General features: G+C 65.5%; 12 protein-coding genes. 4 read left to right on the plus strand and 8 right to left on the minus strand.

What is annotated here, in order from left to right; all coding sequences use genetic code 11:
- Positions 1–85 precede the first annotated feature (85 nt).
- Positions 86–1,879, plus strand: a complete 1,794-nt coding sequence (locus tag ABIB00_RS10390; protein WP_247348664.1) for a potassium/proton antiporter — start codon at positions 86–88, stop codon at positions 1,877–1,879.
- A gap of 175 nt (positions 1,880–2,054) precedes the next feature.
- Entirely contained in the window at positions 2,055–2,315 is a 261-nt protein-coding gene (locus tag ABIB00_RS10395) for a hypothetical protein (protein ID WP_354104249.1), read from the plus strand.
- Between the two features lie 55 nt (positions 2,316–2,370).
- Here ABIB00_RS10395 and modC read toward each other — a convergent pair whose 3' ends face one another.
- The 5 genes from modC to ABIB00_RS10420 form a co-directional block, all read right to left on the minus strand.
- Complete coding sequence (gene modC / locus ABIB00_RS10400) at positions 2,371–3,033, minus strand: molybdenum ABC transporter ATP-binding protein (protein ID WP_247445389.1); 663 nt, start codon at positions 3,031–3,033, stop codon at positions 2,371–2,373.
- 2 nt (positions 3,034–3,035) lie between these two features.
- On the minus strand, positions 3,036–3,731 hold the full coding sequence (gene modB, locus ABIB00_RS10405) for a molybdate ABC transporter permease subunit (protein ID WP_247445388.1): 696 nt from the start codon (positions 3,729–3,731) through the stop codon (positions 3,036–3,038).
- A 27-nt stretch (positions 3,732–3,758) separates the two neighbouring features.
- On the minus strand, positions 3,759–4,541 hold the full coding sequence (gene modA / locus ABIB00_RS10410; protein ID WP_354104250.1) for a molybdate ABC transporter substrate-binding protein: 783 nt from the start codon (positions 4,539–4,541) through the stop codon (positions 3,759–3,761).
- A gap of 223 nt (positions 4,542–4,764) precedes the next feature.
- Positions 4,765–5,709 (minus strand): penicillin-insensitive murein endopeptidase, encoded by a 945-nt coding sequence (mepA, locus tag ABIB00_RS10415; protein ID WP_354104251.1) that lies wholly within the window; start codon positions 5,707–5,709, stop codon positions 4,765–4,767.
- A 122-nt stretch (positions 5,710–5,831) separates the two neighbouring features.
- Complete coding sequence (locus tag ABIB00_RS10420) at positions 5,832–6,089, minus strand: hypothetical protein (RefSeq protein WP_354104252.1); 258 nt, start codon at positions 6,087–6,089, stop codon at positions 5,832–5,834.
- An 88-nt stretch (positions 6,090–6,177) separates the two neighbouring features.
- On the opposite strand from ABIB00_RS10420, the gene ABIB00_RS10425 reads away from it, so the two are divergent.
- The gene (locus ABIB00_RS10425; RefSeq protein WP_354104253.1) at positions 6,178–8,346 is read left to right on the plus strand and encodes a putative bifunctional diguanylate cyclase/phosphodiesterase; all 2,169 of its coding nucleotides are present in this window, start codon (positions 6,178–6,180) and stop codon (positions 8,344–8,346) included.
- 81 nt (positions 8,347–8,427) lie between these two features.
- Positions 8,428–8,580, plus strand: a complete 153-nt coding sequence (locus ABIB00_RS10430) for a hypothetical protein (RefSeq protein ID WP_354104254.1) — start codon at positions 8,428–8,430, stop codon at positions 8,578–8,580.
- Position 8,581: 1 nt separating this feature from the next.
- On the opposite strand, the gene ABIB00_RS10435 is transcribed toward ABIB00_RS10430, so the two are convergent.
- The 3 genes from ABIB00_RS10435 to ABIB00_RS10445 form a co-directional block, all read right to left on the minus strand.
- Positions 8,582–10,549 (minus strand): methyl-accepting chemotaxis protein, encoded by a 1,968-nt coding sequence (locus ABIB00_RS10435; protein WP_354104255.1) that lies wholly within the window; start codon positions 10,547–10,549, stop codon positions 8,582–8,584.
- Positions 10,550–10,744: 195 nt separating this feature from the next.
- Positions 10,745–11,899 carry an acyl-CoA dehydrogenase family protein gene (locus ABIB00_RS10440; RefSeq protein ID WP_354104256.1) on the minus strand — a complete coding sequence of 385 codons (1,155 nt, stop codon included), beginning with the start codon at positions 11,897–11,899 and terminating at the stop codon, positions 10,745–10,747.
- A gap of 238 nt (positions 11,900–12,137) precedes the next feature.
- Complete coding sequence (locus tag ABIB00_RS10445) at positions 12,138–12,509, minus strand: GNAT family N-acetyltransferase (RefSeq protein WP_354104257.1); 372 nt, start codon at positions 12,507–12,509, stop codon at positions 12,138–12,140.
- Positions 12,510–12,610 lie beyond the last annotated feature (101 nt).

Raw genomic sequence — 12,610 nt, forward strand, 5'->3', positions numbered from 1 at the left:
TGCCGCGAGCGGGAGAAAATGGGTTGGCGCGGGAGTCCGCCGACGATAAGGATGCCATTCCAGCGAATTCGTACCCGGAAGGTGGATGGCCTCCCTCGACTCTGTCAGTCTCGCCATATTGCTCGGCGCCGTCCTGGTGTTGGCCGGCATCCTGTCGAGCCTGCTTGCACTGCGCTTCGGCGCGCCCTTGCTGCTCGTCTTTCTTGCCATCGGCATGCTCGCGGGCGATTCCGGCCCCGGCCAGCTTCAGTTCGACGACGTCCGCACCACCTATCTGGTCGGCTCGGTGGCGCTTGCCCTGATCCTGTTCGACGGCGGCCTGAAGACGCGCTTTGCCAGCATCCGCACCGTGCTCGCGCCATCCGTGGTGCTCGCCACCGTCGGCGTGCTTCTGACTGCGCTGATCACGGCGCCGTTCGCCAAATACGCACTCGATCTCAACTGGACGGAGTCGCTGCTGGTCGGCGCCGTGGTGGCCTCGACTGATGCCGCCGCCGTGTTCCTGCTGGTGCATACCCAGGGCCTGCGCCTGCGCCCGCGTGTCGGCGCGACGCTGGAAGTGGAATCCGGCACCAACGATCCCTTCGCGATCTTCCTCACCTTGATGCTGGTCGAATATATCTCCCTCGGAACGGGCACGGCCGGGCATGTGATGATGGAGTTCTTGCTGGAGGCGGTGCTGGGCGCCGTCGTCGGCTTCCTCGGCGGACGTCTGGTCGTCGTCGCGCTCAACCAAGTGGCGCTGCCGCAGGGCCTGCATGCGCCGTTTGTCACGACTGCGGCGCTCGTCATCTTCGGTGGCTCGCAGATCATGCATGCCTCGGGTTTTCTCGCGGTCTATCTCGCCGGCATCATCATCGGCAACCGGCCGACCCGTGCGCATAATTCGGTGGTGGCGTTCCTGGATGCTGCGACCTGGCTGGCGCAGATCGTGATGTTCGTGCTGCTCGGCCTGCTGGTCTCGCCGAGCCGGCTTGGGGCCAGCGTGCTGCCGGCGGTCGGGATCGCCTTCGTGCTGATGCTGGTCGCTCGGCCGATCGCGGTGTTCGTGTGCCTGGCGCCGTTCCGCTTCAACTGGCGCGAGAAGATCTTCATCGCCTGGACCGGCCTGCGCGGTGCGGTCGCGATCTTCCTGGCCTCGATCCCGATGCTGGTCGGGCTGACGAAAGCCTATCTCTATTTCGACGTCGCCTTTGTTGTCGTCATCATCTCGCTGCTGCTGCAAGGCTGGACGCTGGCGCCGGCCGCGCGCAAGCTTCATGTCGCGCTGCCGCGCGCCGAACGCGGCCCGCGCCGCGTCGAGCTCGATCTGCCCGGCCAGCTCGAGCAGCAACTCGTCGGTTATCCGGTGCGGCCCAAGAGCCTGTATTTCCGCCGCGGCCTGATCCCGTCCTGGTCGAAGCCGACGCTGGTGATCCGCAACGAGAACATTTTGACGCCGGTTGAAGCCGAGCCGATCGCGCCGGGCGACTACATCTATCTGCTGGCGCCGCCGGAAAAGGCCGAATCGCTCGACCGCTTCTTCGTCGACATGCAGCCGAGCTCGGCGCCGGACCCGCATCTGCTCGGCGACTTCATGGTCTCCGGCGAGCACACGCTCGCCGAGCTCGCGGAGATCTACGGCGTGAAGGCCGGCGAAGACGAGAGCAAGCTGACTTTGGCCGATTATTTCGACGTCCATCTCGACCGCGCGCCGAAAGAGGGCGCCGAGCTCGCGCTGGATCCGATCGTGCTCGTCGCGCGCTCCATCTCCGGCGGCCGAGTCAACGTCGTTGGCCTGCGCCTGCCGGAAGACGAGGAAGCGCCCGCGCCGCTGACGCGCAGGCAAGCGCTGCGCCGCAAGCTAGCGGAGCTGTGGACCTCGGTGGCGGGGGTCTAGTCATCTCGTTGTCACTCCGGAGCGCGCTAGCGCGAACCCGGTGTGACGAAAATGAGGAGCCGCCACCAAATCGCCGCAACCGCCAAAGATTTGCGCCTTCGTGATCCCTGTCTCCGGAACGCTCCGCGACGCCGCTCGTTCTTAGCCGCGTAAACGTATCTGACAGGAGCAACCTATGCGAAATCTCATCTTGCCGGCCGTCGTCGCGATCGGTCTCGGATCGGCGGCCCCGGCGGTGGCCTATGACACCGGCGATCAGATCTCGATGCAGGCCGCGCTCGACGTCGCGAGCGATATTGGTGTCATGACCATTTCGCACACCGAGTTCGCCGGCGACGAATGGCAGATCGAAGGCCGTGACAGTGTCGGCCGCTGGATGGAAGTCGATGTGGACGCCCGAACGGGCGAGGTGCGCAACGTCGATCGCGGCTGGTAGTGGCGGGCTGTAAGTTAGAGCGAGGCGGTTCGTCGAAACGCGATCCGCCTCGTCGCTACGTCAGCACCTTCACCCCACCAAACGACGTCACCCGCCCCTGCTTCAGCATCACGATCTGCGTGGCGAGCTGGCGCAGCTCGGCGACGTCGTGGCTGACATAGACCATGGGGACATTGGCCTCGTCGCGCAGCCGCACCAGATAGGGCAGGATCTCGAGCTTGCGGCCCTCGTCGAGCGCGCCGAGCGGCTCGTCGAGCAGCAGCAGGCGCGGCTTCGAGAGCAGCGCGCGGCCGAGCGCGACGCGCTGGCGTTCGCCGCCGGAGAGTTTTCCGGGGCGGCGATCAAGCAGCGCACCGATGTCGAGCAGGTCGATAACGCGCGTGTGCTGGGCCGGGTCGGACGCAAGGCCGTTCATGCGCCGGCCGTAATCGAGGTTTTGCGCCACATTGAGATGCGGAAACAGCCGCGCGTCCTGGAACACATAGCCGATGCGGCGGCGATAGGTCGGCACATGAATGCCGGCCGCGGTGTCGTCGACGGTCTCGCCGTCGATCACGATGGTGCCGCGATCCGGACGCAACAGCCCTGCGATCATGTTGACCAGCGAGCTCTTGCCCGCGCCGGAGGCGCCGAACAGTCCGATGACGCGGCCCTCGCTGGTGAAGGACGCGGACAGCGAGAACTCGCCGAGCTGCTTTTCGATGTCGACGCGCAGCATGGTCAATTCCCGTGCAGGCGCTGCGTGGCGCGGCGGGCGAACCACTCGGCGGCGATCAACGCGCCGAGCGCGAGCACGATCGAGACGATCACCAGCCGTCCCGCGGCCGCGTCGCCGTCAGGCGTCTGGATCAGCGAATAGATCGCGGACGAAATCGTCTGGGTCTCGCCGGGAATGTTGGAGACGAAGGTGATGGTGGCACCGAACTCGCCGATCGCTTTGGCAAAGCCAAGCACCATGCCGGCGAGGACGCCAGGCAGCGCCAGCGGCAGCGTTACCGTGAAGAACACTTTCCACGGTGCCGCGCCGAGCGTTTCGGCGGCCTGCTCGAGCCGGCTGTCGATCGCCTCGATCGACAGCCGTATCGGGCGCACCAGCAGTGGGAACGACATCAGGCCGCAGGCAAGCGCAGCGCCGGTCCAGCGAAAGGCGAAGACGATGCCGAGCGTATCGGCGAGGAAGCCGCCAACGAGGCCGCGGCGTCCAAACGTCAGCAAGAGCAGATAGCCAGTGACAACTGGCGGCAGCACCAGCGGCAGATGCACCAGCGCATCGAGCACCGACTTGCCCCAGAAATCACGCCGCGCCAGCAGCCACGCCAGCGCAATGCCGAACGGCGTTGCGACCAGCGTTGCGACGACCGCGACCCTGAGCGAGAGCAGGATCGCCGTCCATTCGGCGGGAGAAATCTCGGACATCAAGTCGCAGATATCACGTCGGAGATATTAAGTCGTGGGGCTGACCAGGTACTTGAAGCCGTATTTCTCCAAAATGGTCTTGGCAGCGGTCGAGCGCAGGAAGGCGAGGTAGTCACTGGTCTCGCCCTTCGCGACCGTGGTCGCAGCAACCGGATAGATGATCGCGGGGTGCGAGTCCGCCGGAAAGGTGCCGACGATCTTTACGCCTGGCTCGACCTTGGCATCGGTGGAATAGACGATGCCGAGATTAGCCTCGCCGCGGGCCACCAGCGTCAGCGCGGCGCGCACGCTCTCGGCCATCGCGAATTTCGGCTCGGCGGCCTGCCACGCCCCGAGCTTCTCCAGCGCCGCCTTGGCATACTTTCCAACCGGCACCGATTTGACGTCACCGGTCGCGATCCTGCCGTCGCCGGCGAGTTTTGCAAGGTCGAAGCCTTGCGTGATGGTGACGTTGTCGATCTTGGAATCCTTCGGCGCGATCAGCACGATGCTGTTGCCGAGCAGATTGACCCGGGTCGGCTCGTTGATGGCCTTCTTGCTTGTCGCGTAGTCCATCCAATCGGTATCGGCGGAGACGAACACATCGGCCGGCGCGCCCTGCTCGATCTGCTTGGCGAGCACCGAGCTCGCGGCATAGCTGACGCTGAACTTGACGCCGGTTTTTGCGGTGTAGGCGGCATCGACCTCGTCGAGCGCGTTCTTCATCGAGGCGGCGGCGAACACGGTGATGGTCTTGTGCTCGGCGGCGGCAGGCGAAAGGCTCGCGGTCAGAACGAGCAAAACCGAAAAAAGCGCGGAAAGGCGGGACATCGAAAGCGCTCCATGCGCACGCTCAGGGCACGCGAGGCGGCGCGCGCAAGACGGCGTTGGTTGAGTCAGGCTGCGACCGGCGGAAGCGCTGTTCCGGCAAGCCCGCCGGACTTACGGTCCGGCAAGCGATCGCTGGTGCGACCATAACAGGCTGGCGAAACAGGTCAAAGCCGACGTTTGGTCCGATCCAGCTCCGATCCCGCAAGGCGAGGAGGACAGCCGGCTAAGGCTTCGCGTCCCTCGCATGCAGCACCACTTTGCAGGCCGCCGGCATCTGCGCCAGCGTCATCGGCGGTTTCGGCTTCGGTGGCTCCGGCGGCGGCTTGGGGTGCAGCACGCCGTCGCTGAACCAGTAAGCGAGATCGGAGGGCTTGCAGCCCTCGTCCTCGGATTGCGAGGACTGGCCTTCGCATTCGCCCGCGCCCGCCGGGCAGCGCATGCGGATATGGAAGTGATAGTCGTGGCCCCACCACGGCCGTATCTTCGACAGCCAGGAACGGTCGCCCTTGGCCTCACGGCACAGCGCCTTCTTGATCGCGGCATTGACGAAAATGCGCTGCACCGCCGGCTCCCGCGCCGCGTCTCGCAGCACCAGCACATGGCCTGGCGTGAACACTTTTGGATCGATGTCGAGCCGGTCCTGCCTCACCATCATCACCGCCGACATCTCCTCACGCTCCTCGCGCGACAAACGACGGTCCGGCATCGGCGTCAGCCAGATATCGGCGTCGAGGCCGATCTGGTGACTGGCATGGCCTGACAGCGCCGGCCCGCCGCGCGGCTGGCCGATGTCGCCGACCAAAATGCCCGGCCATCCCACGTCCTTGTGCACCCTGGCCGCGAGGCGCTTGATCAGCGCGATCATCGCGGGGTGACCGTAGCTGCGGTTACGCGACAGTCGCATCACCTGCCAATTGTCGCCGTTGAGCGGCATCTGCTCGGCGCCGCCGATGCAGCCCTTGACGTAGGAGCCGATGACATGGGCCGGTCCCCTCGACGGCAGCAGCTTTCGCGCGAACAGCTCCCTGGCGCCGATACTGGGATCGTTGGGATTGGTGAGCGGCGGCAGCGGTTTCGGGGTCACGCTGCCTTTGTCCTGGGCCAGCGCGTCGCCGGCGGCCAGGAGCGTCATGACGAGCAGGAGGGGGGTGAGGCGGCGGGGACTCATGCTGGCATCCTTATAGCCCAACACCGCGTCGGGGTTAAGAAACAGTCCTTCGGCCAAAATATCGTCCGAAAGTCGCACTTCCCCGCGCGGAGCTGGTCGTTTTTAACGGCGCGATAACCCTCTCATGCATTGGCCAAAATTCGTGCGGAGGACGCATACTCACTCCGCTCTGCATGCAATCGCGCGCGATCCCGGAAATAATTCAAGGCAGCGCGTAATTTTTGCGCCATCTCGTTCTCCAATGGCGACGATGCGATGCGCTTGGCGCGCCCGTCGGCGCTGCCGCGCCTTGCAAACGGGCAATAACGGCTGACTTCTTGTGGCCGCCAGTCCGTGCGTCCAACCGTCGAACTACCCAAGATTACCTTTTTTTCAGACACTTGCTCCACACCTTGCGGTCGCTGAGTGCGACTGGGACGAGTGAAGTTGAGTTCGGGGTCTCGAAAACCAAAAAAGCGGAAGGGGAGCGTGCTTGGCAGGCTCGGCCTGCACCCGCGCAAGCCGCGTTTTGCGCGCGCGCCTCGTCCTCCGTCCGAACGCGACGAGGTTCTGCGCAGCCGCGCCGAGGCGGAAGCCGCGATCGCGGAAGCGCGCAAATCCCATGAGCGTCTGCGCCAGGCCATCGAGATCCTGCCGCAGGGCATCGTATTTCTCGATGCCGAGGGCCGCTACGTCCTCTGGAACAAGCAATACGCCGAGATCTACAGCAAGACCGCCGATCTGTTCGAAGAAGGCGCGCGTCTCGAAGACACGCTGCGCATTGGTGTCGCCCGCGGCGACTATCCCGAGGCTGCCGGCCACGAGGAAGACTGGATCGCCGAGCGGCTGCAAAAACTCTATCAGCCCGGCGCGCGCCACGAGCAGAAGCTGGCGGACGGTCGCGTCATCCTGATCGACGAGCGGCTGACCGACGACGGCGGCGTCGTCGGCCTGCGCGTCGATATCACCGAGTTGAAGCAGCGCGAGGCCTCGTTCCGCCTGCTGTTCGACGGCAATCCCGTCCCCATGATCGTCTGCGCGCTGGACGATGAGCGTATCCTCAGCGTCAACGATGCGGCGGTCGCCCATTACGGCTACAGCCGCGCCGAGTTCGAGCTGCTGAAAATCCGCTCCCTGCAGGCTTTCGAGAGCGAGCCGCCTTGGACCTCCGACCCGACCGGCGAGGAGCACGCCGGGCGCACCTGGAAGCACGTCAAGGCCGACGGCGCGCTGATCGATCTTGCGATCTACTCGCGCGAACTGACCTATGCCGAGCGGCCCGCGGTGCTGCTGGCGCTGATGGACATCACCGAGCGCAAACGCGCCGAGGCGCGGCTCGCCTTCATGGCGCAGCATGACGGCCTGACCGGCCTGCCCAACCGCAATTTGCTGCGCCAGCAGGTCGACGAGATACTGCTGCACACCCGCCGCAGCACCGACAAGGTCGCGCTGCTGATGCTGGGGCTCGACAATTTCAAGGCGGTCAACGACGCGCTGGGACACGCGGTCGGCGACAAGCTCTTGCGCGGCGTCGGCAAGCGGCTGCGCTCGACCTTGCGCGAGGAAGACGCGCTGGCCCGGCTGAACTCGGACGAGTTCGCGATCGTGCAGAGCGGCCTGACGCGGCCCGAGGATGCGGTGTTGCTGGCGAAGCGCCTGCTTGAAGCCATCGCCGATCCCTATCTGCTCGACGGCCATTCCGTGGTGATCGGCGCTTCCATCGGCATCGCGATGGCTCCGGGCGACGGCGATGATTCCGAAAAGCTGCTCAAGAGCGCCGGCATGGCGCTGTCGCGCGCCAAGCTGGATGCGCGCGGCACGTTTGCGTTCTTCGAGGCCGCGCTCGACGCCAAAGCGCAGGGCCGGCGCAAGATCGAGGTCGAGCTGCGCGACGCGATCCAGAGCGACGTGCTGCGTCCGTACTACCAGCCGCTGATCGACCTCCAGAGCGGCCGCATCACCGGCTTCGAGGCGTTGGTGCGCTGGCCGCATGCCGAGCGCGGCATGGTCTCGCCGGCCGAGTTCATTCCGGTGGCGGAAGAAACCGGGCTGATCAACCCGCTCGGCGGCTTGATGCTGCGCCGGGCGTGCCTGGACGCCGCGACTTGGCCGGACGACGTCCGCGTCGCCGTCAATCTGTCGCCGCTGCAGTTCCGCAGCGGCAATCTGCTTTCGGTGGTGACGGACGCGCTGAAGCATTCCGGCCTGCCGCCGCGGCGGCTCGAGCTCGAGATCACCGAGACGCTGCTTTTGGAGAAGAGCGCCCAGGTGCTGGCGACGCTGCATGCGCTGCGCGCGCTCGGCGTGCGCATCTCGATGGACGATTTCGGCACCGGCTATTCCAGCCTCAGCTATTTGCGCAGCTTTCCCTTCGACAAGATCAAGATCGACCAATCCTTCGTGCGCGATCTCGGCGCCAACCGCGAGGCCCAGGCGATCATCCGCTCCATCGTCAGCCTCGGCAAGGGGCTCGGCGTCATCATCACCGCCGAGGGTGTCGAGACCGAAGCCGAGCTGAGCTGCCTCCGGGCCGAAGGCTGCGACGAAGGTCAGGGTTTTCTGTTCAGCAAGGCCCGGCCGAACGCCGAGATCGTCAGCCTGCTGGCCGCGCAGCGCGGCATCGACGGATTGGACGAGGACGCCGCGCTGGTGGCGTGATGCTGCAGTCTGGTACGGTCGAACCTTGAGCCGTCCGCCGGCGTCTTATGGCTGGATCGGACGAGCGGATGCGACATTGCCATGGCCTCTGACGCCTCAACCCTGACGCCCGGACCGCCCTATGCCCGCTTCTCGCGGCGGCTGAAAGCCGTTCTGCTCGACTGGATGCTGGCGATGGCCCTGCTGTTCGGCGCCTTGACGGTGGCGAGCAACGTGCAGAACGACACTTTGTGAGCTAGGCGGCGCCGCGCAGGCCCGCGAGGAAGGTGTCGACGCTCTGCCGAAGCGCGGAGGCGTGCTGGCCGAGTTCACCCGAAGCGACCATGACATTGCTGGCCAGTGCGCGCGACTGGTCGGCGGACTGGCTTGCGCCGGCGACATTGGCCGAGACGTCGGTGGTGCCGGCGGACGCCTGCTGCACGCTGCGGGCGATCTCCCGCGTCGCCGAGCCCTGCTCTTCGACTGCAGCGGCGATGGTGGTGGTAATGCCGCTGATCTCGCGGATGGTGTCGCTGATCCCTGAAATCGCCGTGACGCAATTGCCGGTCGCGGCCTGGATCGCGGTCACCTGGCTTGCGATCTCGTCGGTGGCCTTCGCGGTCTGGCTGGCGAGCCCCTTTACTTCGGCGGCGACCACCGCGAAGCCGCGGCCGGCTTCGCCCGCACGCGCCGCCTCGATCGTGGCGTTGAGCGCCAGCAGATTGGTCTGGCTTGCGATCTCGCTGATCAGCCGCAGCACGTCGCCGATGCGCTCGGCTGCGGCGGCGAGGCTCGTGACCATCGCCGTCGTTTCGGTGGCCTTGATCACCGCGCCGCTCGCGACCTGACTGGAATGGGTGACCTGGCGACCGATCTCGTTCACCGATGAGGCCAGCTCCTCGGTCGCCGCAGCGACCGCATTGACGCTGGTCGAGGCCTCCTCGGAGGCTGTCGCCGCGGCGGAAGCACGCTGCGAGGTGCCGTTGACGCTCGTGGTGATCTCGCCGGCGACGTGTTGCATGCCTTCGGTCGCCTTTGCGACGGCCGACACCACGCCCTTGACGTCGGCCTCAAAACGATCGGCCATCTGGCGCTGCAGCGCCTGTTTCTCCATCTCGGCCCGGGCCTTGTCGGCCTCCTGCGCCTCGCGCATTGCCTCTGCCTCAAGCATGTTGCGGCGGAACACGTCAACCGCCTTGGCCATGGTGCCAAGCTCGTCCCGGCGTTCGCTCCCGGGAATGGTGACGCTGGTATCGCCGCTTGATAGCCGGTTCATGACCGAGGTGATCGCGGCAAGCGGCCGCGACAGGCCGCGGCCGAGCAGGAACGCCAGCACGATGGCGGCAGCGAGGATCGCGACCGTGCCGAGGATCAGATTGCGTTCCGCGGCAGCGAAAGCGACCTCGTATTCCGTCGTGTCCTTGATGATTTCAAGGACGCCGACCGGCGCGCCGGCGTAGTTCTTGATCGGCCCGGCGTAGACGGCGACTGGATGACCGTCGAGCTCGGCTTCGCGCAGCAGCGGCGCGCCGTCGATCGCGGCTTTCAATTCGTCGGGCTTGGCGACCGCGTTCTCGCCGAAGGTGGAGGACAGCTTGTTCAAATTCTTGCCGTCGACGGAGTAGACGGCAAGGTCGATGCCGAAACGCTTTTTGGCGCGGTCGACGAATTCCTTGCCGAAGGCGGCGCCGACGTCGACATTGGCCAGGTTCTTGCCGTCGCGCACGATCGGCGTCATGCCGAAGATGCCGAGCGCCTCGCGGCCCGGCTCGACGCCGACGATCTGCCGACCGGTCTTGAGCGCCTCGACCACGGTGGCGCGGCGGGCGGAAACGTCGTCGCCGAAAGTCTTGGGCGCGTGGACGCGGACGAAGGAGATCGCCGGCGGCAGCTGGAAGGTGATCAGCGGGATGCCCTGCGCCTTCAGCGCCTTGTTGGCGTCGCCGAGCAGCGTGAGGAGACTGTCGCGGTCGCCCTTGGCGATGGCATCGCCGACCGGCGGCAGGGCCGCGATCACGGTGGAGACTGCCAGCGCGGCGCGTCCTTCATAGTCGATCGCGGCAATCACGCTTTCATATTGCAACTTGAGCTGCTGATCGAGCGCGAGCCGCGTCAGCGCCCGCTGCTGGGTGATCGAGAAGCCGGAGAGAATGGCGCAGGCCACCGCAACGGTGAGCGCGATGGCGAGAATCAGGCGGGCGGCAATCGACTTGAGTTTGAACATCGAAAATTCCCAGGCATTTCCAAATCTTGCTTTTGCGGAAGGTCCCAGAAATTGCTTAACAACAAGGCTGGCACGTCCTCCGTGTTTCAACGGATTCGTTGCCATCCTTTTGCATGACTCAATGCAGTGAGCGCATGGAGCATTGGTCATCCGTCATAGCGCGAGACAAAGCGCCGCAGCTTCATTCGCCTGAGACTATCGGTTTTCGGCTAGGATCGCCTTGCCGACGTCCTCGTAATGCGTGTCGCGCGCCTGGATCTGCTGGGCGATGGCGTGCATGTCGCGAAACCGCCGCTCGAACGGATTGCTGCGGAATACCGCGGTCGCACCCGCCATGTGATAGGCGGTGTCGACCACGCGCGCCGATTGATGGATGGTCCAGGTCGCAGCCAGCCTGACGGCGCTGCGATGTGCCGTGCTGAACTCGCCGCTCGCGCTGAGATCGCGCCACATCGCATTCGCCGTTGCATAGAGATAGGCGCGCGCGGCGCGCAAATCGCCCTCGGTGCGGCCGATCAGGCCCTGGACCGCCTGGTTGTCGCGCATGGTGTGCGCGGCCAGCGACGGATGCTTTCCACGTGCCAGCGCGATTGCCGCATCCAGCGTGGCGCGCGCCACGCCGAGCGAGACCGCGGCAAAGCCGAGGCTGAAGGTCGAGCCGGTGCCGATCCTGTAGAGCGGGCCGGTCTCGCGCAGCGCGGACGGCACGTCACGAAACGCCGTGAAACGCTCGGGGATGAAGAGGTCGCTCACCTCGTACGAGTCGGTGCCGGTCCCGGTGAGCCCGATCGCCTGCCAAACGTCATAAAGCGTCGCGCTTGCCACCGGAAACAAGATAGTCCGCACCTCCGGCGAGCCATCGGCATTCTTGCGCGGCGTCCCGTCAGCACCGACGATGCGGACATGCGCCCCCAGCCAGCTCGCCTGCCGCGAGCCCGAGGCAAAGTCCCAGCGCGCCGTGACGCGGTAGCCGCCCTCGACCGCCCGCGCCTCATGTGCAATCGCGCCCCAGGCGAGGATGCCGGGGCCCGCGTTGAAGATCTCCCGCGCGGTATCGCGGTCGAGCGAAGCTGCGATCATGGCGCAGACCGTGCACTGGCCGAGACACCAAGCCGTGGAGGCATCCGCCTTCGCGATCTCCTCCAGCATCTGCATGAAGGCTTCCGGTGCAGCTTCAGCGCCGCCGAGGCTTTGCGGCAGCAGTGCGCGGTAGAGCCCGTTCTCGATCAGTGCCGAGACGACGGGAGCGGTCAGCCGCCGCGTCCGCTCGATCGCGTCAGCTTCGCCCGAAATGAGCGGCGCAAGTGCGCGGGCACGTTCGACAAGGCCAACTCCGGGAGTTGCGTTCATGTGCGTTTTCCTCGCCCATTCTGCCGTGAGCGGTAAGACGCGATGGTGGTCTATTTGGCAGGGAGGATCAAGGTGGTGCGGTTGTCATTTCGGGGCGCGCGATCGCGCGAAGTGTCTTGCGTCCCGATCTTGATGGCGTGGACCGGACTTAGCACGGGTCATCGAGCACTCGCTCCATGATGATCGTGCGTTCGTCACCATGGTAGCTATCGCGTACGGCGTTGAAGCCGAGTCGTGCTTAGAAAGTTTCGGCGGTGACAGAAGCAGGAACAGTCAGCGAGGGAATGTTTCGCGCGCACGCCGTGCGCTCGATTTCGGCCATCAACAGCCTGCCGATACCTCGGGCCTGAACATCGGGAGCCACGAACACCGTACGAACGACGCTACCGTCGAGGCTTGCTGTTCCAACGACGCGGCTGCCAATGGCGGCGACAAAGACGGTGCGCTTCCCGATCAGTTGGAGCACAACCTCTGGACTGAAGCTGCGCTCGACCCTTTCGATGGTCTCGCCCGTATAGTCCTTCGCGTTGGTTTCGCGCAGCGCCCGCAAAATGACCGCGCTGATGGCAGCGGCGTCATCTTCACGTGCCAGCCGGATCGTGCATTCCACGGATCGCTCCACTGAAGCCCTTGAGAATGACTGACGCCTGCGTCCCAGATTGGCAATCAGCTTGTCGCGCAACCAGAGTTGATGCTACCGTCTGTAGCACA

Source organism: Bradyrhizobium sp. LB14.3 (assembly GCF_040547985.1).
Classification (GTDB): domain Bacteria; phylum Pseudomonadota; class Alphaproteobacteria; order Rhizobiales; family Xanthobacteraceae; genus Bradyrhizobium.